Genomic DNA, 23,569 nt, shown 5'->3' with positions numbered 1-23,569 from the left:
TCCGCTTAAATGTATTGCATGATGGCGGATGCAATGTCTTCCGCATCTTTTATTTCGTCAATGAGCTTTGCAGCAATCGCTGCCTTAGGCATACCGAAAACAACACATGACTCACTAGATTCGGCGATAGCCTTCACATCTCCCCGTTGCTTCATCGAGGACAGTCCAAGCATCCCATCAGCACCCATACCAGTCATAATAACAGCTATTTTTGTATAGCCCTCTATCCTTGCTGCCGACTCAAACAGCACATCCACTGAAGGCCTGTGTCCGCTCCTTGGAGCTTCCTTTGACAGATGAACTTGGAGTTTTCCGCTATTCTGGTTCACCTCTAGATGAAATCCTCCTGGAGCTATATAGGCGATTCCGTCCATTAACACTTCCCCATCCTCCGCCTCCTTCACAGCAATTTTGCAAAGAGTATGAAGTCTATCGGCAAGCGATTTAGTAAAACCCGCCGGCATATGTTGCACGATGAGAACAGGTGCTGGCATCCCCTTTGGCAGCCTTGTCAAAACTTGTTGAAGGGCACGCGGACCACCGGTAGATGTTCCAATACAAACAATCTTTTTAAGATGTTTTCCTGTGGCTTTACGTGGTATTAATTCTGTCTCCCTTTGTTTTTCAGGAGGAAGCTCGCGATCAATAGGAAATCGTTGAATATTTGCTTTCCTTGCATACAGCACCTTTTCGACTAATTCTTGTTTAACTTTATGAAGGTCAAGAGATATGGAGCCAGATGGTTTGGCAATGAAATCATATGCTCCGTATTGCATTGCATTCAGAGTATTCTCTGCTCCATTCTTTGTTGTACTAGACAGCATGATAACAGGAAGAGGCTTATTAGCCATGATTTTTTTCAGCACTTCCATCCCGTTCATACCTGGCATCTCTACATCAAGGGTGACCATGTCGGGGTTCAATTGTTCAACTTTCTTTAAAGCCTCCTCCCCGTTCCTCGCTGTTCCAACTACTTCAATTAGTAGATGTTCCGATAGAAAATCGACGATCAGTTTTCTCATAAACGCGGAGTCGTCGACGACCAGTACTTTAACCCTTTCCATTCCTCCCCCTCCTTTGAAACAGCAATCGCTTGAACCTTGCAGAAAAACCTTGTTCTTCCTTCTTCTCAATATCACTTTCCATGTTGGCCTCGAAACGCTCAAGCACTCTATCCAGTGCTCGGGACGCGGGCCCTCTCGGATGTAATACTGAAAAAGGAATTTGCCTTTTCACTGCTTGGGTTACTGAAGAGTCATCAGGTATCATGCCAAGCTTAATCGAGTGCTTTCCTAAAAATTGCAGTATCACTTTCTCGAGCCTATTTAAAGTTTCTTCCCCTTCTTTTTTTGAACTGACTCGATTTACAACGAGCTTAAATGGAGAGTTTTTCCCAGCTAAGTGTAAGATCTTGATTGCCGCATATGCGTCCATCATGGCGGTTGGCTCTGCTGCCGTGATGACGATAACATCATGAACGGATAAGAGGATGGATACATTGACTTCTGTCATACCTGCACCCATATCAAAGATTACGTAATCATAGTTCAGTAATATACTGTCTAAATCGTTCATAAACCTTGTTGCACTATTTTCATTCAATGAGACGATGTGACTTAAACCCGATCCCCCTGAAATATAATCGATTCCAGTGTCCGTGCCTACAATTAAATCGCTAAGGGACATCCCCTTAATAAAATAGTCTGCAATCGAACACGGCGCAGATCTGCCCATCAAAATTTCAATGTTACCCATTCCTATATCGAGATCAAAAATGAGTATTTTCCTCGCCTTTTTTGCTAGTTTAATCGCAAAATTAAGAGAGAAATTGGACTTTCCTACCCCGCCTTTCCCGCTAACAACGGCGATTGTTTTCGCGTGTGGTTTTGCATAATTTTGAAGTCGTGCTCTTAGAGTCTCAGCTTGATCCAAACGTCTCACCAGCTTTGGCAATCAGCATAGAAATACGTCCGGGGCTCGCCTCGATAAGATCGTCCGGTACGTCCTGCCCGTTTGTAATATAAGCAACCCCATATGGGAATTTTTCAAGCATATTCAGAATAGAACCATAATTATAGGTTTCATCTGCTTTTGTAAAAATAAATTTATCGATTGGAATGCTCGAGAAGCGATTACAAATATCAATCATATCCCGCTCTTTCGATGTTAGTGACAAAACGAGAAATGTTTCCAAATTCGCGTCAAAATCAACTGCTTCTCGTAAATCTTTCACATATTTCTCATTGCGAAAATTCCGTCCTGCAGTATCGATAAAAATATGGTCATACTCGTTAAACCTATCTCTTGCATGCTTGAAATCAGCCATACTGTAGCAAACTTCAATTGGGACATCGAGAATTCCAGCATACGTTTTAAGCTGTTCTATCGCACCTATTCTGTAGGTATCCGTTGTAATAAAGGCAATTTTTTTATCATATTTCAGCATTGATTCTGCAGCAATTTTTGCAAGCGTTGTCGTTTTTCCAACCCCAGTTGGACCCGCTACCATAATGAACTTTCTTTTAAAGGTCAATCCTCCTAAAGCTTTTTCTGAGAGCATTTTCTCTAATTCGAATGCAATGTTCATTCTAATATCGCTGAAATCTTGCCATTCATTCTTTTGATAAAAACGCTCCAATAGAGCAGAAAGGACTTTTATGACAACCTGAGAACATAATTCCTGCTCTTCCATCATCCTGGCCGCATCCTTAATTGGAGGCGGGTAAAGTGAGAAATCCGCGGACTTTGTAGTATCCGCTTCGATTTCCTTCTGTGGAAAATTCTGTTTTTTTACTGCATTTCCAATTCGTTCGACATCCATCTCTTTCGATAATATGGTACTCCCCTTCTTATAAGGGGCGTATTCTTCGTCTTTTGGTTCCACTGCAGCAAGCAGCTCTATTTTTGTTTTTTTAAACAAACCAAGGAAACCGTCCGATTTAAGAACACGAGAATTTAGAATTACCGCATCCTTCCCCAACTCTTCCCGTACAAGCTTCATAGCTTCAGGCATGGTCGGAGCTGAGAATTTCTTTATTTTCATGGAATCGTCACCACCCCGACACTCTGTACTTCAACATTTGCTTCCAATTCGTTATAGGAAAGGATAGGGATATGAGGAAAATACCTTTCTGTCAACTGCCGGACATACATCCTCACCGCAGGCGAGCAAAGTACAATCGGGCTTTGATCCATTACAGAAAGCTGTTCCGCTTGAGATGCAATCGACTCAAGAATTTGTTGAGATACTGTTGGTTCAATGGACAAATAATTTCCATGCTCCGTTTGCTGCACACCTTCCGCTAAGACTTTCTCCACTTTCCCGGAAAGAGTAACCACCTTTAAAGAGCTTCCTTCATTCGAATACTGCCCTGTAATTTGCCGAGCAAGCGCCTGCCTTACATACTCCGCTAAAATATCGGTATCGGACGATACTTTCCCATAATCAGCCAGCGTTTCGAAGATAACCGGAAGATTCCGTATGGAAACACTTTCTTTCAGCAGCTTAGAGAGTACTTTTTGTACATCTCCGATAGAGAGTGGAACAGGTGTCACTTCCTCTACCAAAATCGGATAGCTTTCTTTCAAATGGTCCACAAGCTGCTTTGTCTCCTGCCGCCCGAGCAACTCATGTGCATTCGCTTTAATTACTTCTGTGATATGCGTGGAGACAACGGATGGCGGATCAACAACCGTATAACCGAAAATTTCCGCCTGTTCTTTCATTCCTTCAGCTATCCATTTTGCTTTCAAGCCAAAAGATGGTTCTACCGTGTCTATTCCTTCAATGGCATCATCTTCGACACCCGGACTCATCGCAAGATAATGGTCTAATAGCAGCTGGCCGCGGGCAATTTCATTTCCTTTGATTTTCAATCTATACTCATTAGGCTCAAGCTGGATATTATCACGAATCCTTACCACCGGAATGACCAAACCCAGCTCAATGGCGAGCTGCCTTCTAATCATGACAATCCGGTCAAGTAAGTCGCCCCCCTGATTGGCATCAGCAAGTGGAATGAGACCGTATCCGAATTCAAACTCTATCGGATCTACATTCAGCAGGTTTACAACACTTTCAGGGCTTTTCATTTCATCCACTTTGACGTCTTCCTCTATCTCTTGGAGTTCTCTGTCATCCGGTTCCGGTACCCTTGAGAGCATATATCCTCCTATTGCTAATAGTCCTCCAATTGGAATAGTTAGCAAATCTGAAATTGGTGTGAAAAGTCCCAAGAGGAATATGGTACCGCCGGCAAGGTATAACATTTTCGGGAATGCCATAAGCTGTGCCGTAATATCTTTGCCCAGGTTGCCATCCGATGCTGCCCGCGTAACAACGATTCCCGTGGCAGTCGAAATCAACAATGCAGGAATTTGGCTAACTATTCCATCACCCACTGTTAAAAGAGCATATCTATTTGCCGCTTCGCCAAACCCTAAATCTTGTTGCATCATTCCAATAACAATACCAAAAATCAGGTTTATCAGAACGATTATAATGCCGGCGATGGCATCCCCCTTCACAAATTTGCTCGCACCATCCATCGCTCCATAAAAGTCGGCTTCCCGGCTTACTTTCTCCCTGCGACTTCGCGCTTCCTGTTCTGAGATCATTCCTGCATTCAAATCTGCATCAATACTCATTTGTTTTCCCGGCATTGCATCAAGTGTGAAACGAGCTGCCACCTCGGATACCCGTTCGGAACCTTTCGTTATAACAATGAACTGAATAATAATAAGAATGAGGAAAACTACCATCCCAACAACTACATTTCCTCCGACGACAAATGTTCCAAAGGTCTCTACGACCCCTCCTGCTTCTCCTTTTGAAAGAATCGACCTTGTAGTGGATACATTTAATCCCAACCGGAATAGCGTCATTAACAGGAGCAGGGAAGGGAATACCGAGAACTGCAATGCTTCAGTCATATTCATCGAATTTAGCAGAATGAGAAGTGCAAGCGATATATTCATCATGATTAGAATACTTAAAAGCCATGATGGGAATGGAATAATGAGCATCGCGACAATAAGGATGACACTCAACAGGACTGTAAGGTCTCTTCCGGACATTTTTTTCTCTCCTCACTGCATTACATAATTCATTAGTTGCAAAAAATTTTACTAAAGCACCTTGTTTTTCGTTCTGTAAACATAGGCAAGTATTTCTGCAACTGCTTTAAAAAATTCTTCAGGAATGCTATCGCCAATTTCTAGCTGGCTATGCAGAGCTCTCGCGAGTGGACGATCTTCGACCATGACAACATCATTTTCCTTTGCTATAAGCTTGATCTTTTGAGCGACAAAATCAACACCTTTTGCCACGACTACTGGAGCGTCACCTTTTTCCTCGTCGTACTTCAATGCAATAGCATAGTGGGTTGGATTCGTAATGACAACATCCGCTTTTGGAATTTCCTGCATCATCCTTCTTGTCGCCATCTCACGTTGCTTCTGTTTGATTTTTGATTTAATTAACGGATCGCCTTCCGAGTTCTTATATTCATCCTTTAAATCCTGTTTGCTCATCCTGATGCTTTTTGCGAAATCAAATCGCTGATACGCATAATCAAGTAGTGATAAAAACAGCAGTGCGCCGGAAGCGGCCAGTCCCATTTTAATTGTCAGCTTAGCAACCACTGCCAGCGCACTTGCAACCGGCTTATTAGCCAGCCTAAGTACTTCATCCATCCCATTCATCAGAATCGTGAAGGCAATAAAACCAATAAAAGCAATTTTTAATATTGATTTCAGCATTTCAACGAGCGAGCGAACGGAAAAAATCCGTTTGAATCCACTGATTGGATTGATTTTTTCCAACTTCATTGCGATTGCCTCTGAAGAAAACAAAAAACCTACCTGCACATAATTTGCTGCAAGACCAGCAGCGAATGCGACCAACAGGACCGGGCCGATAATCAACCCTAATTCGGATAAAACCTCAACAAGAATCATTTTCAAATTTGTTTCGGTGACTTCCATCAGCATATACTCATTTAATGCGTGGCGAAGGAGGTTCAGCAGATGCCTGACAACCTTTTCTCCAAAGGCGAGAAGAAAAAGAAAAAGTGACAATAGACCAATACTTGTATTAAGGTCTTGGCTTTTAGCGACCTGTCCTTTTTTTCTTGAATCCTGCTTCTTTTTCGGCGTTGCCTTTTCCGTCTTTTCGCCAGAAAACCTTTGAAGGTCGAGTTTCAACAGCAATTTCATTTATGCTCCTCCAATCAACTCCATTAAGGTTTTCATCGTTGCGAACATTTCTCCGAAAAGCCTTGTTACCACTACCATCATCGCTCCCATTACTGCTATAAGGACAATGAAGCTAACTCCTGTCTTAATTGGCATTCCCACCACAAATACATTCAACTGCGGAACGGTCCTGGCAACAATTCCTAAAGCTACATCTACAAGGAATAGACTGCCAACAACGGGGATGGACATTTGAACTGCAGTAACAAACATTGCATTGAAACTTTTGATCAACTGTTCCGCGACCTTGGCGTCACCTACTGAAAAGGAAGCTTGATCGATTGGAATGAGTTCATAGCTGTGAAAAATCCCATTCAAAAGCATGTGATGTCCGTTAACCGAGAGTAGGAATAAAAGAGCAATCATATAAAGATACTGTCCAGTAAGCGGACTCTGAGTTCCGCTCTGCGGGTCAATTACGTTGGCAATTGCAAACCCCATTTGAAAGTCAATCAGCCCGCCTGCTATCTGCACAGCTGAAAGAATCATTGCCGCAGCGAACCCAATCGCTAGCCCTACAAGAACTTCCTTGATCGCTAAAAGGAAAAATAATCCATCCATCTCCAAAACCGGCGGCTTTATTGTTGAATACATTAGGATAGCAAGGAAAAAGCTAAGCCCGATTTTATGCTGAGCCGGTATGGTACGGTAAGAGAATAACGGCAACATAAGAAAAAAAGCAGTAACCCTAGTAAATATCAACAGGAATCCTGGAAGATATTGTTCCAACCCTATCATTGTCTCATCCTACAAATCTATTCAGATTAGAAAAAATATCATTTGCATATGTCAGCATATGACTTAACATCCAAGGACCAAAGAAAACGATGCCTACCAGGACAGCAACAATCTTAGGAACGAATGCAAGGGTTTGTTCCTGAATCTGGGTTGTTGCTTGGAAAATACTGACGATCAAACCAACAACCAGTGCAATAACAAGCAAAGGGCCGCAAACAATCAATACTGTATAAATTCCCTGTTCCGCTATTGAAATAACTGCTTCACTTGACATTTTTTTATCACCTATTCTAAAAACTCTGTAGTAAGGATTTCACAACAAGATACCATCCATCAACTAGTACGAATAATAGTATCTTAAAGGGCAAAGAGATCATAACAGGTGGCAGCATCATCATCCCCATGGACATAAGAACACTCGCAACGACCATGTCTATGACTAAAAAAGGAATAAAGATCATAAATCCTATTTGAAACGCAGTCTTGATTTCGCTTATCGCAAATGCAGGAACAAGGGATGTTAGAGGAATATCCTGGATTGATTCCGGCTTGTCTGCTTTCGAATATTCAAGAAAAAGAGCTAAGTCTTTTTGACGGGTATGTGTACTCATGAATTCCTTAAAAGGCAAGGAAGCTTTTTCGTATGCTTGTTCCAGATTGATTTCTTCCTTAAAGAGCGGTGTCAGCGCCTCCTTATTTACTTCTTGGAGAGTGGGGGCCATGATGAAAAAAGTAAGGAACAGGGAGAGACCTATCAAAACTTGGTTTGGCGGCATTTGCTGGGTAGCAAGCGCCGTTCTGACAAAGGAAAGAACAATGACGATTCTTGTGAAACAAGTCATTAAAATTAAAATGCCTGGAGCGATGGAAAGGACAGTAAGAAGGAGCATGAGCTTGATAGATGTCGAAACATTCGAAGGGTTGGCGCTGTTAAAAAACTCCATAAATTCATTCATTTCTATCATTACCCTTTCTTCCCATTTCCCTGAAAACTTTTTTCCTGTCCTTTACAGCATCGTCGAGCTGCGATTTCAGCAATGCGGAAAACTTACTCCCCTGTTCTTCTCGCTCCGTGGAATCCTCTGTTCTTCTCAATAACTTTGTCACAATGTCACTTGGCTGGATCATTTGTTCAAGCTTACTGTTATGTTCTTCAAGAATCGAATTGATTTCTTCTCTATCCTCAATTTCTTTTAACAATCTGACATTTTCACCAACCCCTATTACCAGCAAACTATTTCCAACTTTTACAACTTGGATTGACTTGTTCGTCCCCAAGCTTGTTCCGCCAAGATTTTCTACTATTTGTGATCGCTTATAATTTACGCTCCTTTTATTGATGAACTTCAGTAAGGCGTAAAGCAGCGCAATTACAAATGCTGTCGCGAAAAACATTTTTACAAAATCCCATATTGTTACACCAATAGCCTGACTTTCCGCCTGGCTAGGTTCTTTTTTTGAACCTTTAATTTGATCTTCTCCGCAGCCTTTTTTGCCCTCCACGCAGTCTTTCACACTGACGGGCTGCTCTGCGACCGTCCATGCGGGCGATCCGAGCAGCACAGCAATCATACTCGCTGCGGCAAATATTGCACGCAGTCTATTAAACAAAGTCCACACCCTCTATTCCTTGAATTAGGAAAGCGACTTCGAAATCGCTTCGATTACCCTGTCTGCCTGAAAAGGCTTAACAATGAAATCTTTTGCTCCAGCTTGGATGGCATCGATCACCATCGCCTGCTGCCCCATGGCAGAGCACATGATGACTTTCGCATTAGGATTGATTTTCCTGATTTCCTTCAACGACTGAATTCCATCCATCTCTGGCATGGTAATATCCATTGTCACAAGATCTGGCTGAAACTCTTTATATTTTTCAATCGCTTGCGCTCCATCAGCAGCTTCTGCCACAACCTCGAATCCGTTTTTTGTTAATATATCTTTAATCATCATTCTCATAAATGCTGCATCATCCACAACTAAAATTCTATATGCCATTGCTTCCTGACTCCTTTTGTCTATTTTAATTTTCTAAGTCTATCTTTTTTACTGATAATATCCGAAACACGAACGCCAAAGTTTTCGTCGATTACGACTACTTCACCTTTAGCAACGAGTCGATTGTTGACAAGGATATCCACTTGTTCCCCTGCTAATTTATCTAACTCAATGATGGAGCCTCCAGACAGTTCAAGGATATCGCGGACTGACCTTTTTGTCCTCCCTAACTCGACCGTTACCTCAAGCGGGATATCAAGGAGCATATCCAAGTTTTGGCTTTCATGTTGTACTGGCTGAACACTGTCAAAGCTGGAAAATACAGCTGGCTGAATTTGCGGCTCCGCTGAGTTGGAGAATGACATGCCAAGATGCTGAGTTTCCTGGTGCTCATTTTGAAAGTCTCGTTCTGGTTGACGTGAAGGCTGCTCAATACCTCCCATTCCTTCTTCACGAAGGAAATCTAGTTCTTTCACTTCAGCATTTCCATCATTCTTTTGTTCTCCGGTTTTATTTCCTGGATTTAATAACTCATTGATAAGACTACGTGCAAATTCGACTGGAAACAGTTGCATGATACTTGAATCTATTAAACTTCCAATCTTTAATCTGAAGGAAACCTTGACAAATACTTCCTCGGAAGGAATACTTTCCGTTCCTTTGCCTTCCTGCAGATTTAATAAATTGATGGCCGGCGGGGATATATCCACGCGCTTGCTGAAAACAGTCGACATCGATGTGGCTGCGGACCCCATCATTTGGTTCATTGCTTCCTGAACCGCACTTAGTTGAATTTCATCCATCAATTCCCTCGGTGCACTACCGTCTCCTCCAAGCATTAAATCTGCAATGACAGCAGCATCATTCTGCTGGATGACAAGCATGTTTGTCCCTGAGAAACCTTCTGTATAATGCACCTGAACAGCCACATAGGGATCAGGAAATTCTTCTGGTATCCTTTCTCTGTGAACAATCGTAACAGTAGGTGTGGTAATCTCCACTTTTTGATTCAACAATGTCGATAATGCTGTTGCAGAGCTTCCGAAACTAATATTCCCGATTTCTCCCAACGCATCCTGTTCCATGAAAGAAAGATATTCTTCAACATTTAAATTATTGTTCTGTTCTTCCTCCGGGTTGTTTCCCCGAAGCAATGCATCTATTTCATCCTGTGAAAGCATGTCATCGCTCATCATCTTCATCTCCTCCCTTAAAAGCATCCATTACTTGAACAGCAATTTTTTTATTTTTTCTTCCTGGTTGTCCTGAAAATTTCGGAACCCCTCCAACCAATACTGTCAATGGATCGTTAATCGACTGGTTTAATTCGATAACATCACCCGTATTCAGCATCAGAAAGTCTTGGATTGTAATTTCTGTAGTTCCCAATTCTGCAGTAACCGTTACTTCCGCCTTTTGCAGTTCACTTTCAATCTCTTCATTTTCCGAAGAAAGATGCTCTTTTTTCTCTGACTGCATCCAATACTTAACAGATAATTTTGGAATGATTGGTTCGAGCACAACATGCGGAATACAAATATTAATCATTCCGCTTGTCTCTCCAATCGTTATGTTCAAGGAAATGACGACAACTGTTTCATTTGGCGATACCATTTGCAAAAACTGGGGATTTACTTCAAATTCGGCAAGCTGAGGCTCGATATCCGAAATGGTTGCCCACGCCTCTTGATAGTTCTCAAAGGACCTTTCAAAAACGGCGCTCATGATTTTAGTTTCAATTTCCGTAAGACTATCAATCTTATTATGCCCTGCCCCTCTCCCCCCGAGCAGCCTGTCCATCATGGCATAGGCTATATTAGGGTTTATTTCCATTAAAATTCTGCCTTCAAGGGGCGGTACTTCATATACATTCAGCACAGTCATTTTAGGAATAGAACGAATAAATTCCTCATAAGGTATCTGATCAGCCGATGCTACGCTGATTTGAATGAAAGTCCTTAATTGGGCAGAGAAAAAGGTTGTCAATAGTCTGGCAAAATTCTCATGAATTCTTGTCAGACTGCGCATCTGATCCTTAGAAAACCGTAGTGCACGCCTGAAATCATACGATTTTACCTTTTTCTCTGATTGTTCTTTCCGCAGTTCTTCCGCATCCATTTCACCTGTCGATAAGGCAGACAACAGCGCATCAATTTCGTTTTGTGACAATACTTCCCCGGACAATGAGGCTCACCTCCGTTTACCTGTCTTGTTTCTTCTATGCCATGCTTACTGGAGGAGCGAACCGGTAATGTAAACCTTTACGACTTTTCCATCCTGCATCAGCGTATTGATTTTATCCTTCAGCTCGGTTTCAAGAGCAGCTTTGCCGCCGCCGCTTTGTAGTTCCTCCGATTTCTTTTCGGATAGCTCTTGGATGATGATGTTCCTGACTTGAAAATCCCGCTTTTCTAGTTCTTCTTTCGCATCTTTACTATCTGTCTGGATTTTAAAGGAGATCCGTATATAATCATCCGAAGCCAGATTTGTCGTGATTTCAGGAACATCGACGGATGCTTCCAGCACTTCATCAATGGAGGGAGCCTGTTTCCCGTCTTCCCCTTTCATCTTTAACACTACAACCACAGCCGCAGCTGAAGCTAACATAACAGCTATCAGCATCAATACAACTGTCATCAATAGTTTGTTATTCTTCATCTTTCATTTCCCCCAGCATATTAGTGCCGATCAAACCCACTGATTTAGTGAATTCAGCTATTAAAGCAAATACTTCATCCACGGTTTCACTAACAATGTATTTATGACCATTGGTAAGAGTAATGGTAGTATCTGGGAATGACTCAACCGTCTCGATAAAAATAGCATTAAGCCCAAACTGTTTCCCATTCAATTTCGTCAGTCTAATCACAATGAGATATGAGGGGAGCTCTGTCTATCCCCTAAGAAGGAAACACAGCAATTCCCCTGCTCCTTTCCAGATTATCGTTTCAAGTTTACAAGCTCTTGCAATATCTCATCAGAAGTTGTAATAATTCGGGTATTGGCCTGGAATCCGCGTTGAGCAACAATCATTTCGGTAAACTCTTCGGAAAGGTCCACATTCGACATTTCAAGCTGCCCTGATATCAGCATTCCAGCGCCAGATGTACCGGGATCTAATACGGTCGGCTTTCCAGAATTGACCGTCTCGCTAAAAAGATTATCTCCAGCTTTCTCAAGCCCACCATTATTATTGAACCTGGCAACTGCGATAGGCCCAGCAACCGAAATTTTTGTCTCGCCATCTTTAATGTAATTAATTTTGCCATCTGTTGAAATGCTCAGACTCTTTACTGTCGTAAGGTCGCCACCATTAATGATAATTGGACTGCCTTTGGTATCGAGCACATTATCACCAGCGCTTGTGACCAGCTGGCCGCTATTATCAAGATATAAGTTCCCTGCGCGCGTATAAAATGTATTCCCATCCCTTTGAACGGTCAAATAACCATCCCCTTGAATAGAAACATCAAGAACACGCCCTGTTGTCTGCGGGCTTCCCTGGCTATCAATCGTATCAATGGTAGCAAGTTGGGATCCAAGGCCTACCTGCTTGGGATTAATTCCGCCTGCCCCTGTAGGTGCAGAGGCACCAGAAATCGTTTGAGATACGGTATCTTTAAAAGTGACCCTTCCTTTTTTGAAACCGTGTGTATTGACGTTCGCGATATTATTGCCAATTACATCAAGCTTTGTTTGAAAGTTTTTCATTCCGCTTATTCCTGAATACATTGAACGAAGCATTTCTATTCCTCCTCTTATTATGGGCCGTTTCCTTCGATCCACAGCCCTGGCTTCCATTATTGGTCAAGCCTATTTTTGTTCAAGAATCCAACATGATGGTTCCGTCAATATTCGAAAAAATATGTCCATCAACTTCTTTACGATCAATAGCCGTAATGACAATACTATTTTTCACACTGACAATAAGTGCCGCTTCTTTTAGAAGTACGAGAGAATCGTTGATTCCCATTTCCCTAGCCTGACTAATTTTCGCTTCAATACTATGCCATTGATCAGATGGTATGCTTATCCCCCGCTGTATTAGCCTTTGCTCTGCGTGTTTACTCAGCTCAAGCTTCTTTACCTGTCCAAGTTCTTCCTTTAGTTTTTCTGAAAAACTTGGTGTTGTACTTTTCTCCTGAACAATGTTTTTCCTAAGGTCCCTAGCTGGATAAGGATGAAGCGGGCGATAAATAATTGAATCCATCTCCCCACATCCTTTACTGTATTTGTACTATTTGGGAAGCATCAATTTTTGTTCCTTCTTCATTATTCAAAATGAATTCTGCTTTGCCATTTTTAAAGGAGACAGACTTCACTGTTGCTGATTTTTCAGTCCCATTTCCGTCAACATAAGTGAAAGTCCTTCCAATCAATTGGCTTGCCTGAATAATGGTATTTTCTACAGTGTCATGACCGATTTCAGAAATGTTCGCAGGCTCTAATTTAGTACCATCTTCTAAATGGAAGGAGACACTGTCGCCGGTAAATTCAATTCTTTCGACCTTACCGCTTCCTTCTTTCAAAGCGGGTGTGGAACCTACTTCTCCTTCTTCAAGTTTATGCCACTTCACTTGCTTCCCAACAAAATGGGAATATGCAATCATTTTGTTTTGTTCCTGTGATTGAAGAAGATTCTCCATTGATTTCGCAACATTGGTCATTTGTTCAAGCGATGAAAATGTAGCCATCTGCGCAATGAAATCTTTATCCTGAAGGGGATTCATTGGATCCTGATTTTGCAGCTGGGTCATTAGAAGCTGAAGAAAATCGTCTTTTCCTAATTCACTTTTTCCTGTTCCCATCCTTTCCTGGACGGAAGACAACAAATATTTTGTATCGATTGCACCAGCCATTTGCAGTCACTCCTATACTTTTAGATGCGTAAGAATTTCATCAAAAGAGGAAATTGGTTCAACCTCTTCCTGTTCTTGTTCGGTTCTTGGTCTGTTTTGCTCTCTGTTTTCCTTTTCCTGTCCAGATTCCCTATGAGAAGGGCGTTGCTGACTTGATTCAGGTTGAGTAACTTCAATTTTGTCAATTTGCAGGTTTTGCGATGTAAATGCCGTTTTCAAACCATTTAAGTGAGCATCAAGCGTTTCCTTGGCTGTACTGGTAGTTGTGATAATCCTTGCGATAAATCCATGTTCTTTTTGAATCAATTCAATCCGGATACTCCCCAGGTGCTCTGGAAACAGTCTAAAAGCAAGCTTTTGGATTCCGCCATCGTTACTGAACTTTGAGCTCGCCAAGGCGGATTCAAATTGCCGGAGCAGCTGTTGCGGATCTACCAGCTTGCTTGCATTTCCTTGCATAAGCTGCAACTGTTCTGGTCTTGAAAGGAACTGACCATGAAGAATTAGTTTCCCATCTTCACCTGCCCCGCTTCTAACTGCTCCACTATACTTACTTTGGATTGATTCTTTCGACAGCCGGTCATTGATTTGGGCTGCAGTATCTTTAAACTTAGCTTGAATAGATTCCATTCTTCCTGCATCCTTGTTCTGCACGGCTGCTTCCAGCTTGTCAGCTATTTTCAGCAATGCGTCCTTGAGCTTTCCTTCGCTCCCATCGCCAGCTTTATATTGGGAAAGCAAATCGAAAAGCTTGATTGCTTTTAAAACCGCTTGTTGCTGTTTATCCATTGACATGACCAGCTGTTTTTCCGGCATTAACAAGAGAGCACCTAGAAAAGCTGTCATATCTTCCAATTGTTTTTCAACATCCGCTTCATTTAGATCAACCAAATCAGGAAAAGTGAAGCCTTCCAGCTGCTCTGATTCCATTCCCACTACTTTTAATGCTGCTTTAAAGAGGCTTTCCAATTCTGTTGTCATTGCAATATCCGCCAGCTTGAATCCCTCTTCCATGCCTAACAAATCTGACTGCTTTAAAAATTTGATAGTATCATTTACATTATTTGAATCTATCACTCCGGAAACACATTCGGCCAGGTTGCTAGGAGAAATGTCTTGAGTGACCGTGCAGAATAATGCGGCAAAACCTGTTGGTTTAGTTTCTGACTGTAAAAGGCTTTTGTTTTGAACGAGAGAGTTTAGTCTTCCTAATCCTCCCATTTCCATTTTCTCACCTCCTTTGCTGAAGGAATCTCAGTCTTTTTCTGAAGTATTACTATCGCTTGTAAGCAATTCAGTATATTTGGCTGCATCTTCAGGTACCATTTTTTCCATGATGGCTGAAAGCGAATCGGGTTTGACATTCTTCAGAATTTTGAGCGCTTCTCCATCTTCCATTTTAGCTATAATGGGGGCAGCACTTTTTGGTGACATTGTTTCATAGGTTCTAACAATATCTTTGAACGCCCGTTTGTTCTCTGCCTGTATAGCAGCAAGCTCATCGATTTGTTCTTCGAGCTGCTGTTTTTCAAGCTGGATTCGGTCATTCTCTTTCTCTTTGTTGTCAAGCTTCGATTGCAATTGCTCCATTTTTGCTTCTTGATTTTTAATCTCCGCTTCCAACCCGATCATTCTCTTTTCCGCTTCCTTAATAGAAGGAGTTTCACTCTTTTGTACCAGTTGCTTGATTCCCGGAATCCTAGCACCTATTTCCCTGGCGCTATCAAAAATATTGATACCCGCAAAACTCATAACAATTAGCGCAAGGGTGACAGCGAATAATGCGGGCAAAATAACGAAAGAAAGGATTCTCCTCAGACGCCCGCGACCTTCTATTTCTTTTTCTTCTGCCAATTTGCTCATTTTTTCACCTAGCTTCCCGGTTCATATATTGCTGAATCGAGATTTCATCCATCAGTTTTCCTTCTTCATGCTTTTCATCGGAAAGAAATCGCAAATAATGATTCTCTTTCATTTTTTCGTACTTTTTTACTTCCATATTCTTTTCCATCAGTTTATCCTGCTGAAAACTCATATGCTTTCTAGCGTTATATACAATTTTTTGATAATGTTCAATCGTCTTTTCAAGGTTGCCGACAAACTGTTGATGATGTCTGATTTCCTGTATTGGCAGGCCGGCATGGAGCCTTTCAGCTTGATATAATTCAAGGTTTTCTTTCTTTTTTAACAGGCTGTATAGGTGTTCTGCCGCATCTTCAAACCTTTTGACGGTTTCCTGGTAGACTGCAAGCGCTTCCTCTTTCTCCTTGTCTTTCAGCGACAGGATTTTGGCGAATTTGAACTGATAATGCATGCTCATCACCCTCTGGATGTTAGTCCTAACAATTTTTCGATACTTTCAGGCATCGAAACCTTTTCTTCTGTCCCTTGTTTCAGGAAACGAATGATTTCGGGATAAAGCAAAATCGCTTCATCTATTTCTTTTGATGTGCCTTTTTTGTAGGCTCCAATATTGATTAAGTCTTCGGACTTCAAATAAGTCCCTAAGTAATCTCTTAACCGTTCCGCCGCTTGTCTATGCTTTTCATCGACAATATTGTTCATGATTCTGCTGATGCTTTTCAGCACATTAACAGCAGGGTACTGTCCTTTGTTCGCAAGATCCCGATCGAGCACAAAGTGGCCATCCAATATTCCTCTAACTGTATCAGCAATCGGCTCATTCATATCGTCGCCATCGACGAGTACCGTATAGAATGCCGTGATTGATCCAGCTATATTTGTTCCTGTTCTTTCAAGCAGCCTTGATAGTACAGCAAAAACGGAAGGAGTATAACCTTTAGTGGTGGGCGGCTCCCCGATTGCAAGGCCCACTTCTCGCTGAGCCATTGCAACTCGTGTAACCGAGTCCATCATCAGCATGACATTTAATCCCTTGTCTCTGAAATACTCTGCGATAGCCGTTGCAGTTAAAGCGCCTTTTATCCTCATTAATGCAGGCTGATCAGAAGTAGCAACCACAACAATCGATCTTTTCAAACCTTCAGTTCCAAGGTCCCGTTCAATGAACTCCCGAACTTCCCTGCCTCGCTCTCCAATTAGCCCGATGACATTCAGGTCTGCGGTCGTATTCCTTGCAATCATCCCCATCAATGTGCTCTTGCCCACGCCGCTACCGGCGAAAATTCCTACACGCTGTCCTTTCCCTACCGTTAATAGACTGTCAATCATCGTCACTCCTACTTCAATAGGCTCGGAGATAGGTGGACGGCTTAAAGGATTAGGAGGATCTTGATCTGTCGGTGCAGAAGCAAGTCCCTTTGGAACTGGGGAACCATCTAGCGGCCTTCCCAGAGAATCAACTACTTTTCCGATCAGCGCTTGCCCTGTCTTTATTTCCAATGGCTTGGAGGTGGTTTCAACAAGGCTTCCCGGAGATATATTATGTGTGGCAGTATATGGCATCAGGATAACATTAGAATCTTTAAAACCTACTACCTCCGCCATGATTTTTCTTTTAACCCTTGAACCCACATGGATATAACACACGTCGCCAATTGAGCTTTCCGGGCCTTGGGATTCGATCATAAGCCCAACAACCTTATTGACTCTTCCGTAACGCTTGAAGGAATCTACAGAATCCACATGATCAATTAATTTTCGTGCGTTCAACTTAATCCTCACTCTCCAGCAAATCCAACAGTTTTTGTTTTATTTCGGCCAATTGACTATCAACAGTTGCATCAATCCTGCCGTTTGCTGATTCAATCAGACAGCTCGAATCCTCCAATTCTTCATTAGGGTAAATAAAGAAATCAGTATCTCTTGGAAAAACAGCTTCTAATTCTTCTTTGTGTGAAAGAAGGAAGTCGTAGTGGTCCGGATGGATATGAAGCTCTACTTCTTTTTGGTCTCTTGCCGTTTTAAGCGCTCGTTTGACAAAGGTAATATAGTAATCTTTATCCTCCTTTAACGCTTGTCCGATAATTTTCCCGGCAACCTTTAACGACAAATCAAGTATGACGCCTTCAGCATCTTGAATTTTATCGCCATAGTCCTTCCTAGCGGAATCGACTAAATTTCTCGCAAAGTCGATGTTTTCCCGATACTCCTCATGACCAACTCGACGCCCTTCTATTAAGCCTGCCTCATATCCAGCTTCCTTTGCCTCCTCGAAAGCCTTAGCCTGCTTTGTTTCCCATACCTGTTTTTCCGCATTGATAGCGGTTCGGATAGAATCAGCTTCCATTTTTGCGGCATTGATTAATTCTTTTGCTTTCGCTTCTGCCAATTCCATTGTCTCTGTTGCAACATGACATTCTCTGTCCTCTATACCTTCTGTTACTGTTACTGGAAATCCGACATGACGAATACCGATGACTTTTCCGCTCTGCATTTCTTTAGGTGATTTGAAAAGCCTAGACAATAATGTCATCCCCTCCCCCACGGGCTACGACAATTTCACCAGCATCCTCAAGACGCCTGATTGTAGAAACGATTCTAGATTGTGCCTCTTCCACATCCCTGAGACGGACTGGTCCGATATATTCCATTTCATCTTTGAAAGTCTCTGCCATGCGTTGGGACATATTCTTGAAGACAATCTCTTTCACTTCCTCGCTAGAAACTTTAAGCGAGAGCATAAGATCCTCATTTTCGCTATCTCTAATAACACGCTGAATTGCACGGGCATCCAATGTAACAATATCTTCAAATACAAACATCCGTTTCTTAATTTCTTCCGCAAGCTCTGGATCTTGTATTTCTAAGGCATCAAGAATTGTTCTTTCTGTCGATCGATCCACACCGTTTAACACCTCTACGACTGACTCAATGCCTCCTGTTTGAGTATAGTCCTGTGTGACCGTTGAAGATAACTTCCTTTCCAGCACCTGCTCTACGTCGCTGATTATTTCAGGAGAGGTGCTGTCCATCATCGCGATCCTCCTAGCAATGTCCGCTTGCATTTCTTGCGGCAATTCTGAAAGAATTTGTCCAGCTTGGCTAGAATCGAGGTATGAAAGGATTAATGCAATCGTTTGCGGGTGTTCATTTTGAATAAAATTAAGAATTTGTCCCGGATCCGCTTTTCTTGCAAAGTCAAACGGCCTGACTTGCAGGGAGGATGTCAACCTGTTGATAATCACTGAAGCCTGATCAGGACCAAGTGCCTTCTCAAGAATCGTTTTCGCATAACCAATTCCACCTTGCGAAATATAATCCTGAGCTAATGCGATATTATGGAATTCTTCCACTATTTCCTCTTTTGCTGCCGAATCAACCTTCCTGACTCCTGATATTTCCAATGTCAATTTTTCGATTTCTTCTTCACTTAAATGTTTATAGACCGACGCCGAGACATCCGGACCCATGGAAATTAGGAGGATGGCTGCCTTTTGCTTTCCAGTAAGCTGCCTATTTTCTCTTTTTACCATGCTACTGCCCCCTATTCTTCACTGAGCCATGTCCTGAGAAGCTTGGCGAAATCCTCCGGCTTCTCTTTGGCCATTTTTTCAAGCTGCTTCTTTTTTAAAGATCCTTCGTTCTCAATTTCATTATTTACGTCAGGAACATATACCGGTATTTCTTCTGAAGCCATTTCCTCTTCGTCATTTATTTTGTTCCTGCGGGATTTGATGAAGAAGAACAGAAGGATAAGGACTGCCGCCATGAGTATTACACCTATGACATAAGCCCACCATGGCAATGATGTCTTTGCTGTTTCATTAAACTGAACTTTTCCAGCAAACGGTTGAATGGAGACAGCGATTTTATCTTCAATTGCGTCATCCGTCAGTTCGGTTCCTTCTTTATCAGCAATAGTGGTTCGAACTATCGTGCCAAGAATCTTTGTTATATCGTCAATTCGCTCCTGTGGAAGAGAATTGGGATCATTCGGTTTAGGCGGTTCAACCATTACTTGGATGCCAAGATCTTTTATTCTATAAGGACTCTCTACTATCTCTTTCCTGATTCGATTAACTTCCTTGTTAATGGTTTCTTCTTTCTTTTCATAATCGCCGTTGCTATCTGCTGATTCTAAATATTGCGAACCAAGAGAATCTGCAGGATCCTGACTTGATGGGACGCCACCAGCCTGCTTTCCGTTTCCAGAGAAGGTTTCAGTTAGCTTTTGGGCACTTATTTCAATCCCTTCCATATTTTCTTTATCAACTGGCTCAACTAAATTCTCTTCTCTTTTTTCCTGGGTGAAATCAATATCTGCAGTAACTGAAACTATGGCTTTATTTTGTCCCATTAACGTTCCTAGCATGGACTGAACTTGGCGCTGAATATCTTTTTGAACTTGTTGTTTTACTTCGTGTTGCGAAGCAAACGTATCTTGAGCTGAATTACTCTTATTTTTAAGATCGAAATACTCGGAATACTGATTCATGATAACAATGTTTTCAGGCGGCAGGTTCGGAACGCTTTTTTCAACCAATCGGTATAATGCCTGTACTTGCGGCTCTCCAAGCTCAACACCGGGAACAGTATTCAGCACAATGGATGCTGAAGCCTTCTCAGGAGCATCGTTTACAAAAATGCTCTTTTCTGGTAAATTGATCATTACTTTTGCATCCTTGACACCTTCTACACCTTTCATCAGGTTAGCAAGTTCTGTTTGCATTGCTTCTACCTTTAAAACATTGAATTCATTATCCGTCATTCCCATTCCCGCATTCTGACTAAAAAAGGAGTAGTCGATGCTTCCGGATTTAGGGAGTCCTTCAGCAGCAAGTTCAACCTTTAAAGTATCAACGGATTCCTCTGGGACTTTAATGGTTGCCCCCCCATCAGCAATCTCTGAAGGAATACCACGGCCATCCAAGTTTTCCTTAATTGCCCCTGTTTCAGTCGGAGACAGATTGCTATAGAGAGGTACGAATGTTGTTCTATTCATGAATAACCCAGTAAGTACCCCAGTCAAAAGCACGAAGAAGATGACGGAAATAGTAATGATTTTACTTTTCTTCCCCCTTTTGCTCCAGTAGTTTTTGAATTTGTCCATATATTTTAAAAATGTTTCTTTCATCACAATCCCCCGGTTATTATTTCATCTGTGGTAATGGCTAATAACCGTCCATTCAGCAGTTTTAGCTCTACTACACTTGCATTCTCATCATTTCCTGGTAAGCCTCTACAGCTTTATTCCTTATTTCAAGGGCAGCTTGCATTGTGATACTTGCTTTTTGTGAAGCAATCATTACTTGATGCAAGTCGACATTTCCACCAGTTGCTAGCTGTTCTGTCAGTCTATCAGCCTTTATTTGCGTATCATTAATTTTATTAATTTCTTGCTTTAAGACGGACGAAAAACTTTTTTGCGTATCGAATACTGTAGCGGAATTATTCATCGTTCTATTTTCTAATGGTTTTATTAAACCTTCCGTTGGTTTAAATGAAATGCTCTCCATGGTATCCTCCCTTACTTGCCGATTTCGAGGGCTTTCATCATCATGCCTTTAGAAGCATTGAAAACAGTAACATTAGCTTCATACGACCTGGTAGCACTTACAAGGTCAACCATTTCTCTTAGCGGGTCCACGTTTGGATACCTCACATATCCATCCTTTCCGGCGTCAGGATGTTCTGGGTCATATACAAGCTTTAATGGTGTGCGTGTGTCTTCTGCAATTCGTGCAATTTTCACGCCATCACCTGAGGCTTCTTTGCCAATTGCTTTGTCAAGAAATGATGAAAATCCATTTTCTTTCGGCTGAAGCACTGCCAGTTTCCGGCGGTATGGCTCTCCGTTTGCCCCTCTCGTCGAGTCGACATTGGCCATATTGGATGAAATAATATCCATGCGCATACGTTGGGCCGTAAGTGCAGAAGAGGTCGTATTCATGCTATGAAAAATCGTCATTATTATTTTCCACCTCTTATAACTGTTTGCAGGGAATTGAATTTTCCGCTTATTCTATCTGTCAGAGCATTAAAGTAGATTTGATTCCCCGCCAGATTGGACATTTCCTTATCCAAATCCACTCCATTTCCATTCGCATTATAATTCACATTACTCCTTGTTATTATTTTCCTTGATTGTGCACTCGTTCCTTGAAAATCAAAATGCTTAACATTCGTCTTATACGCTTCCATTGGATTTCTCAGTGCTTCCTCATAAAAGGATTTAAAAGCTACGCCTTTCGGTTTGTAATTTGGTGTATCCGCATTCGCAATGTTTTGCGAAATCACTTTCTGCTGAAGAGAAGAGTAATCCATTCCTTTTTCAAGGATGGAAAAAGTATCGGAAAAAAGCTTCAAAACATACACCTTCTTTCATGGAAAATTATAGGCATGTAAAAATTTGTTGGTATTTGTGGATTTCTATCTCATTGTAATGAATCTGCAAAAATCTGTCTATGTCCTTTCTGTTATTTTTCCTCGTGCCATATGCTCATTTTATTTGCAGGGGCAAAATACCTATTTTCCATTTTCCCCTATAAACACTGGATATACATTCCTCTTATAGTATTTTTATTCCAATAAATAGGTATATTATCCTTGTTTTACATTATTTAAAAACTCTTTATATCCTTCTTTTTACCCTTTTATATACAAAAACCGAACCTAATAGACTACCATGATAATTATGGCATTTTTGTGATATTAAAGCGATTGCTATATCAGCTTTGTAACATAATTGTCACAATTTATGATTTAAATTACTCGTTCCCTGCCTATTCTATAATTTCTTTAGAAATCAAGCAAAAAACCGCAAAAAATAGCGAAAATTCTGAAGTATTTATAATACTATTTTCCAGACGACTTGCTTTCCAAAGCCATTCTTTAGTACAGAAAAATTTTGCTTTTTACAGCTCTAAAAAAAGGGTTTGGAATTATTTCCCTTTCATTCTTCAGGCAAAAAAAACCCGCTAAAATAGCGGGTTTTTGACATTAGTTTGTTTTAAGCTTTTCTAGTTCTAGAAGGAACTTATCATTCAATACTTTAATGTATGTCCCTTTCATTCCTAGTGACCTAGATTCAATGACTCCTGCACTCTCCAGCTTGCGGAGTGCATTGACGATAACAGATCGCGTAATACCTACTCGGTCAGCAATTTTTGAAGCTACAAGAAGACCTTCTTTTCCATTCAACTCTTCAAAGATATGTTCAATTGCTTCCAATTCACTGTAGGAAAGAGAGCTTATTGCCATTTGTACAACAGCTTTGCTTCTTGCTTCTTCTTCAATTTCCTCAGCTTTTTCACGAAGAATTTCCATTCCAACAACCGTCGCACCGTATTCACCAAGAATGAGTTCGTCATCATGGAATTGCTCTTCAACACGTGCAAGAATTAAAGTTCCCAGCCTTTCACCACCACCAATAATTGGAACGACAGTAGTTAAGCCCGTTTTGAACAAATCGCGATTTTCCACAGGAAATGCACTATATACACTCTCAACATCAAGGTTTGGAGAAGTTTCCTGGATGTTGAAAAGGCTCTTCGTATACTCTTCAGGGAACTGGCGATCTTCAAGCATTTTTTTCATTCGCTCATTTTCAATCTGTTGGTTAATCGAATAACCAAGAAGCTTACCGCGACGGCTAACAACAAAAGTATTCGCTTCAATAACATCACTTAGCGTTTCTGCCATTTCCTTGAAGTTAACAGGCTTTCCTGCAGCTTTTTGCAGCATTGCATTGATCTTTCTTGTTTTTGTTAGTAAATCCATTTGATTCTTCCTCCTAATGGTAAAAGCAACTAAATATTTATTTCCTTGTTGTAGATTTATTGTGAGTGTTTGATTGA

The 23,569-nt window shown here is 41.4% G+C and carries 28 protein-coding genes; all 28 read right to left on the bottom strand.

Annotated elements, in window-relative coordinates; translation table 11 throughout:
- Positions 1-5: 5 nt before the first annotated feature.
- Positions 6-1,064, bottom strand: a complete 1,059-nt coding sequence (locus BQ5796_RS06300; RefSeq protein ID WP_071459462.1) for a protein-glutamate methylesterase/protein-glutamine glutaminase — start codon at positions 1,062-1,064, stop codon at positions 6-8.
- Positions 1,051-1,932 carry a MinD/ParA family protein gene (locus tag BQ5796_RS06295; protein WP_071459461.1) on the bottom strand — a complete coding sequence of 294 codons (882 nt, stop codon included), beginning with the start codon at positions 1,930-1,932 and terminating at the stop codon, positions 1,051-1,053. The genes BQ5796_RS06300 and BQ5796_RS06295 overlap by 14 nt, the downstream gene beginning before the upstream one ends.
- Entirely contained in the window at positions 1,919-3,043 is a 1,125-nt protein-coding gene (locus tag BQ5796_RS06290; protein WP_071459460.1) for a flagellar biosynthesis protein FlhF, read from the bottom strand. The genes BQ5796_RS06295 and BQ5796_RS06290 overlap by 14 nt, the downstream gene beginning before the upstream one ends.
- Positions 3,040-5,076, bottom strand: a complete 2,037-nt coding sequence (flhA, locus tag BQ5796_RS06285) for a flagellar biosynthesis protein FlhA (RefSeq protein WP_071459459.1) — start codon at positions 5,074-5,076, stop codon at positions 3,040-3,042. Before flhA ends, BQ5796_RS06290 begins: the two co-directional genes overlap by 4 nt.
- A gap of 51 nt (positions 5,077-5,127) precedes the next feature.
- Positions 5,128-6,216: a flagellar biosynthesis protein FlhB gene (flhB, locus tag BQ5796_RS06280; RefSeq protein ID WP_071459458.1), complete on the bottom strand. Its 1,089-nt coding sequence runs from the start codon at positions 6,214-6,216 to the stop codon at positions 5,128-5,130.
- Positions 6,217-6,993, bottom strand: coding sequence for a flagellar biosynthetic protein FliR (gene fliR, locus BQ5796_RS06275; RefSeq protein WP_071459457.1), 777 nt, complete (start codon positions 6,991-6,993; stop codon positions 6,217-6,219).
- A 4-nt stretch (positions 6,994-6,997) separates the two neighbouring features.
- Positions 6,998-7,267, bottom strand: coding sequence for a flagellar biosynthesis protein FliQ (gene fliQ, locus BQ5796_RS06270; protein ID WP_071459456.1), 270 nt, complete (start codon positions 7,265-7,267; stop codon positions 6,998-7,000).
- A gap of 16 nt (positions 7,268-7,283) precedes the next feature.
- A complete protein-coding gene (gene fliP / locus BQ5796_RS06265) occupies positions 7,284-7,949 on the bottom strand; it encodes a flagellar type III secretion system pore protein FliP (protein WP_071461174.1) in 666 nt (221 codons plus the stop codon).
- The gene (locus tag BQ5796_RS06260) at positions 7,942-8,613 is read right to left on the bottom strand and encodes a flagellar biosynthetic protein FliO (RefSeq protein ID WP_428839289.1); all 672 of its coding nucleotides are present in this window, start codon (positions 8,611-8,613) and stop codon (positions 7,942-7,944) included. Before BQ5796_RS06260 ends, fliP begins: the two co-directional genes overlap by 8 nt.
- Positions 8,614-8,628: 15 nt before the next feature.
- Positions 8,629-8,991, bottom strand: coding sequence for a response regulator (locus BQ5796_RS06255; RefSeq protein ID WP_071459455.1), 363 nt, complete (start codon positions 8,989-8,991; stop codon positions 8,629-8,631).
- Between the two features lie 20 nt (positions 8,992-9,011).
- Positions 9,012-10,187 (bottom strand): flagellar motor switch phosphatase FliY, encoded by a 1,176-nt coding sequence (fliY, locus tag BQ5796_RS06250; RefSeq protein WP_071459454.1) that lies wholly within the window; start codon positions 10,185-10,187, stop codon positions 9,012-9,014.
- Entirely contained in the window at positions 10,174-11,175 is a 1,002-nt protein-coding gene (fliM, locus tag BQ5796_RS06245; protein WP_071459453.1) for a flagellar motor switch protein FliM, read from the bottom strand. The genes fliY and fliM overlap by 14 nt, the downstream gene beginning before the upstream one ends.
- Before the next feature lie 45 nt (positions 11,176-11,220).
- A complete protein-coding gene (gene fliL, locus BQ5796_RS06240; protein ID WP_071459452.1) occupies positions 11,221-11,649 on the bottom strand; it encodes a flagellar basal body-associated protein FliL in 429 nt (142 codons plus the stop codon).
- Entirely contained in the window at positions 11,639-11,860 is a 222-nt protein-coding gene (locus BQ5796_RS06235) for a flagellar FlbD family protein (RefSeq protein ID WP_071459451.1), read from the bottom strand. The genes fliL and BQ5796_RS06235 overlap by 11 nt, the downstream gene beginning before the upstream one ends.
- Before the next feature lie 71 nt (positions 11,861-11,931).
- Entirely contained in the window at positions 11,932-12,735 is an 804-nt protein-coding gene (gene flgG, locus BQ5796_RS06230) for a flagellar basal body rod protein FlgG (protein ID WP_071459450.1), read from the bottom strand.
- A gap of 79 nt (positions 12,736-12,814) precedes the next feature.
- Entirely contained in the window at positions 12,815-13,201 is a 387-nt protein-coding gene (locus BQ5796_RS06225; RefSeq protein WP_071459449.1) for a TIGR02530 family flagellar biosynthesis protein, read from the bottom strand.
- A gap of 13 nt (positions 13,202-13,214) precedes the next feature.
- The gene (flgD, locus tag BQ5796_RS06220; protein ID WP_071459448.1) at positions 13,215-13,850 is read right to left on the bottom strand and encodes a flagellar hook assembly protein FlgD; all 636 of its coding nucleotides are present in this window, start codon (positions 13,848-13,850) and stop codon (positions 13,215-13,217) included.
- Positions 13,851-13,862: 12 nt separating this feature from the next.
- The gene (locus BQ5796_RS06215; protein WP_071459447.1) at positions 13,863-15,077 is read right to left on the bottom strand and encodes a flagellar hook-length control protein FliK; all 1,215 of its coding nucleotides are present in this window, start codon (positions 15,075-15,077) and stop codon (positions 13,863-13,865) included.
- Between the two features lie 27 nt (positions 15,078-15,104).
- A complete protein-coding gene (locus tag BQ5796_RS06210; protein ID WP_071459446.1) occupies positions 15,105-15,713 on the bottom strand; it encodes a MotE family protein in 609 nt (202 codons plus the stop codon).
- Positions 15,714-15,717: 4 nt separating this feature from the next.
- Positions 15,718-16,164, bottom strand: coding sequence for a flagellar export protein FliJ (fliJ, locus tag BQ5796_RS06205; protein WP_071459445.1), 447 nt, complete (start codon positions 16,162-16,164; stop codon positions 15,718-15,720).
- Between the two features lie 5 nt (positions 16,165-16,169).
- On the bottom strand, positions 16,170-17,483 hold the full coding sequence (gene fliI / locus BQ5796_RS06200) for a flagellar protein export ATPase FliI (RefSeq protein WP_071459444.1): 1,314 nt from the start codon (positions 17,481-17,483) through the stop codon (positions 16,170-16,172).
- A gap of 1 nt (position 17,484) precedes the next feature.
- Positions 17,485-18,246 carry a flagellar assembly protein FliH gene (gene fliH / locus BQ5796_RS06195; protein WP_071459443.1) on the bottom strand — a complete coding sequence of 254 codons (762 nt, stop codon included), beginning with the start codon at positions 18,244-18,246 and terminating at the stop codon, positions 17,485-17,487.
- Positions 18,230-19,246, bottom strand: coding sequence for a flagellar motor switch protein FliG (gene fliG, locus BQ5796_RS06190; protein ID WP_071459442.1), 1,017 nt, complete (start codon positions 19,244-19,246; stop codon positions 18,230-18,232). The genes fliH and fliG overlap by 17 nt, the downstream gene beginning before the upstream one ends.
- Positions 19,247-19,257: 11 nt before the next feature.
- Positions 19,258-20,847 carry a flagellar basal-body MS-ring/collar protein FliF gene (fliF, locus tag BQ5796_RS06185; RefSeq protein ID WP_071459441.1) on the bottom strand — a complete coding sequence of 530 codons (1,590 nt, stop codon included), beginning with the start codon at positions 20,845-20,847 and terminating at the stop codon, positions 19,258-19,260.
- 70 nt (positions 20,848-20,917) lie between these two features.
- The gene (gene fliE / locus BQ5796_RS06180) at positions 20,918-21,169 is read right to left on the bottom strand and encodes a flagellar hook-basal body complex protein FliE (protein WP_487246422.1); all 252 of its coding nucleotides are present in this window, start codon (positions 21,167-21,169) and stop codon (positions 20,918-20,920) included.
- Positions 21,170-21,240: 71 nt separating this feature from the next.
- Complete coding sequence (gene flgC / locus BQ5796_RS06175) at positions 21,241-21,681, bottom strand: flagellar basal body rod protein FlgC (RefSeq protein WP_071459439.1); 441 nt, start codon at positions 21,679-21,681, stop codon at positions 21,241-21,243.
- Positions 21,682-21,683: 2 nt separating this feature from the next.
- On the bottom strand, positions 21,684-22,079 hold the full coding sequence (gene flgB / locus BQ5796_RS06170) for a flagellar basal body rod protein FlgB (protein WP_071459438.1): 396 nt from the start codon (positions 22,077-22,079) through the stop codon (positions 21,684-21,686).
- Positions 22,080-22,712: 633 nt separating this feature from the next.
- The gene (gene codY / locus BQ5796_RS06165; protein WP_071459437.1) at positions 22,713-23,492 is read right to left on the bottom strand and encodes a GTP-sensing pleiotropic transcriptional regulator CodY; all 780 of its coding nucleotides are present in this window, start codon (positions 23,490-23,492) and stop codon (positions 22,713-22,715) included.
- Positions 23,493-23,569 lie beyond the last annotated feature (77 nt).

The organism is Bacillus massilinigeriensis (assembly GCF_900111815.1).
Lineage (GTDB): Bacteria > Bacillota > Bacilli > Bacillales > Cytobacillaceae > Mesobacillus_C > Mesobacillus_C mediterraneensis.
The sequence above is the reverse complement of the archived record's forward strand: the minus strand, read 5'-3'. Positions and strand labels throughout refer to the sequence as shown.